Here is a 3,221-nt window from a genome sequence, read left to right on the forward strand (position 1 = left end):
GGTCAGCGCGCACGGGCGGGATCTGCGGACGGCGGTGAACGTGTGCCGGGCTCGTCCGAAGGTGGCGGTGCTGACGGGGCCTGGGGCCGGGCCTGCGGAGCTGGGAGCTGCGCTCGCGGCGGGGGGTGCCGAGGAAGGCCGTCGGGCGGGTGCTGTGCCGTTGGGGCTGGTCGCGCAGTTCCCCGCGCCCCTACGGCGCGTTCTCGTGGTCGCCTCCGACCTGGGTACCGGAGATGAGCGTGTCGAGTGGGTCACCCCTGCTGAAGCCGCCGCCCGGGACTGGGGTTCCGGTGTGAGTGTCGTGCTGTGTCTCGATGAGTCTCGGATGCTCGGAGCCGTGCGTACGGTCGCCGGACCTCCCCCGGACCCCTCTCAATGGGCCCTGGAAGAAGCCGAGTTCGCGCACCGCGACTCGATGATCACCAAGTTCGAGGTGCGGGCGCTGGCGCTGGCCCGGCTGGGGCCCCGGCTCGGTGATCTCGTCTGGGACGTCGGCGCCGGGTCCGGATCCGTGGCCGTGGAGTGCGCCCGGCTCGGCGCGGCCGTCGTCGCGGTCGAGAAGGCCGCCGACGGAGTCGAGCGCATCCGCGCCAACGCGGCCGCGCACGGGGTCGACGTCCAGGTCGTCCACGGGTCGGCGCCGGACGCGCTCGCCGAACTGGACGATCCCGACGCCGTGTTCGTCGGTGGCGGCGGGCGCGAGCTGCCCCGGATCGTCGCCGCCTGCGCCGGCCGGGCCCGGCGTGGCGTCGTCGTCGCCATGGCCGCGCTCGACCGGGTGCCCGCGGTACGCGCGGCCCTGACCGGCGCCGGGCTGGACTGCGACGGCGTCCTGCTCCAGTCGTCCCGCCTCGCGCCGCTGCCCGGGGACGTGACCCGGCTCGCGGCGACCAATCCGGTTTTCCTGCTGTGGGGCGTCAGAAACCCCGTGTATCGAGAGGGAGTTGCTCAGTGATCGGCCTTATTTCCGCCACCGCGGCGGGGGCGGCGGCACGCGACCGGCTGGCCGCGGCATGGCCGGACCGCACGCGCGTGTACGACGGACCCGTGGGGGACGCCGTACGGCGGGCGTTCGCGGAGTGCGAGCAGCTCGTGTGCTTCCTGGCCACCGGGGCGGTCGTCCGCCTGGTCGCGCCGCTGCTCGGCGACAAGGCGTCCGACCCGGGTGTGGTGTGTGTCGACGAGGGCGGGCAGTTCGCCGTGTCCCTGGTCGGCGGCCACGGCGGCGGGGCCAATGAACTCGCCCGCGAGGTCGGGGAGTTGCTCGGTGCGGAGCCCGTGGTGACGACGGCGACCGACGCGGCCGGGGTACCGGGGCTCGACACGCTCGGGCTGCCCGTGGAGGGCGCGGTGGCGGCCGTGTCACGGGCGCTGCTGGACGGGGAACCCGTCGCTCTGCGCAACGATTCGCGCTGGCCGCTGCCTCCGCTGCCGGTCGCCCCGGAGGGGGCCTACGGCATCCGGGTCACGGACCGGCTCGTCGAACCCTCCGGCCAGGAAGTCGTGCTGCGTCCGCCCACGCTCGTGGTCGGCGTCGGCGCCTCCAGGGGCGCGCCCAGCGCGGAGGTGCTGGAGCTGATCGAGGGGTCGTTGCGGGAGGCCGGGCTGTCCCCCCGCAGCGTCGCCGCGCTGGCGACCGTGGACGCCAAGGCCGGGGAGCACGGGATCGTCGAGGCCGCCGGACGGCTCGGCGTACCCCTGGTCACGTATACCGCCGAGGAGTTGGCGGCCGTCGAGGTGCCCAACCCGTCGGACGCGCCGCTGGCCGCCGTGGGCACGCCGTCGGTGGCGGAGGCAGCCGCGCTGCTCGGCGGCGGTGAACTCCTCGTCCCCAAGCGGAAGTCCACGGCCTCCCCCGCCATGGCGACCTGCGCGGTCGTACGGCGTCCCGCGCGCGGCCGGCTCGCGGTCGTGGGCCTCGGCCCCGGCGCCCGGGACCTGCTCACGCCCCGCGCCAGGGCGGAGTTGCGGCGGGCCTCGGTGCTGGTCGGGCTGGACCAGTACGTCGACCAGATCCGCGATCTGCTGCGGCCCGGGACCCGAGTCCTGGAGTCGGGCCTGGGCGCCGAGGAGGAGCGGGCCCGCACGGCCGTCGAGGAGGCCCGCCGGGGCCAGGCGGTCGCACTGATCGGGAGCGGGGACGCCGGTGTGTACGCCATGGCCTCCCCCGCGCTCGCCGAGGCCTCCGACGACATCGACGTGATCGGCGTCCCCGGGGTGACCGCGGCCCTCGCGGCGGCCGCGATCCTGGGTGCCCCGCTGGGTCACGACCACGTGTCCATCAGCCTGTCCGACCTGCACACCCCCTGGGACGTCATCGAGCGGCGGGTGCGCGCGGCGGCCGAGGCGGACCTCGTGGTCACCTTCTACAACCCCCGTTCCCGGGGCCGGGACTGGCAGCTGCCCAAGGCGCTCGCGATCCTCGCCGGGCACCGCGAGCCGGCCACACCGGTCGGGGTCGTGCGGAACGCGTCGCGGCCCGACGAGTCCGGGCGGCTGACGACCCTGGCCGCGCTGGACCCGGCGACGGTCGACATGATGACGGTCGTGACCGTGGGCAACACCGCGACCCGTGACATCGCGGGGCGCATGGTGACCCCGCGCGGCTACCGCTGGCAGACGTCGGAGGAGGGCTCGAAGTGAACCGTGCCGTCCACCCGATCGAGGTGGAGTCCTACCGCCGGCTGCGCGCCCGCCTGGACACCTCGCACTTCCCGCCGCTGACCCGGGCGGTGGTGGAGCGGGTCATCCACTCGGCCGCCGACCTGGAGTACGCCACCGATCTCGTCATGGACGAGAGCGAGTTGGAGAAGGCGCACGCCGCGCTGCACGCCGGCGCGCCCGTCGTGACCGACGTGGAGATGGTCGCGGCCGGCATCACCCGGCGCGAGACCGTCTGCCGGCTCAGGGACGCCGAGGCGGGCCCCGGGCTGACCCGTTCGGCCCACGCGATCCGCCTCGCCCACGAGCAGGTCGGCCCGGGGGCGATCTGGGTGATCGGCAACGCCCCCACCGCGCTGGAGGAGTTGCTGACCCTGGACGCGGACCCGGCCCTCGTCATCGGACTGCCCGTCGGCTTCGTCGGCGCGGTCGAGTCCAAGGCCGCGCTGCGCGAGAGCGGGCTGCCCGCCGTGAGCAACGTGTCCGAGAAGGGCGGTTCGGCGGTGGCCTCCGCCGCCCTCAACGCCCTGCTGTACCACCCCACCCACCCCGCTGAGGAG

3 protein-coding genes are annotated in these 3,221 nt (G+C 75.2%); all 3 read left to right on the plus strand.

The genetic code is table 11. The annotated features are described in order from the left end of the window. Positions 1-955 (plus strand): precorrin-6Y C5,15-methyltransferase (decarboxylating) subunit CbiT (gene cbiT, locus EHS43_RS41105; protein ID WP_125195619.1); only part of this gene is annotated, 955 nt, incomplete at its 5' end. After that, positions 952-2,643, plus strand: a complete 1,692-nt coding sequence (cobJ, locus tag EHS43_RS41110) for a precorrin-3B C(17)-methyltransferase (RefSeq protein ID WP_125195620.1) — start codon at positions 952-954, stop codon at positions 2,641-2,643. The genes cbiT and cobJ, both read left to right, overlap by 4 nt. Next, on the plus strand, positions 2,640-3,221 hold a 582-nt coding region (locus tag EHS43_RS41115; RefSeq protein WP_125195621.1), incomplete at its 3' end, for a precorrin-8X methylmutase. The genes cobJ and EHS43_RS41115, both read left to right, overlap by 4 nt.

Origin of the sequence: Streptomyces sp. RP5T (assembly GCF_003933965.1) — a bacterium.
Taxonomy (GTDB): domain Bacteria; phylum Actinomycetota; class Actinomycetes; order Streptomycetales; family Streptomycetaceae; genus Streptomyces.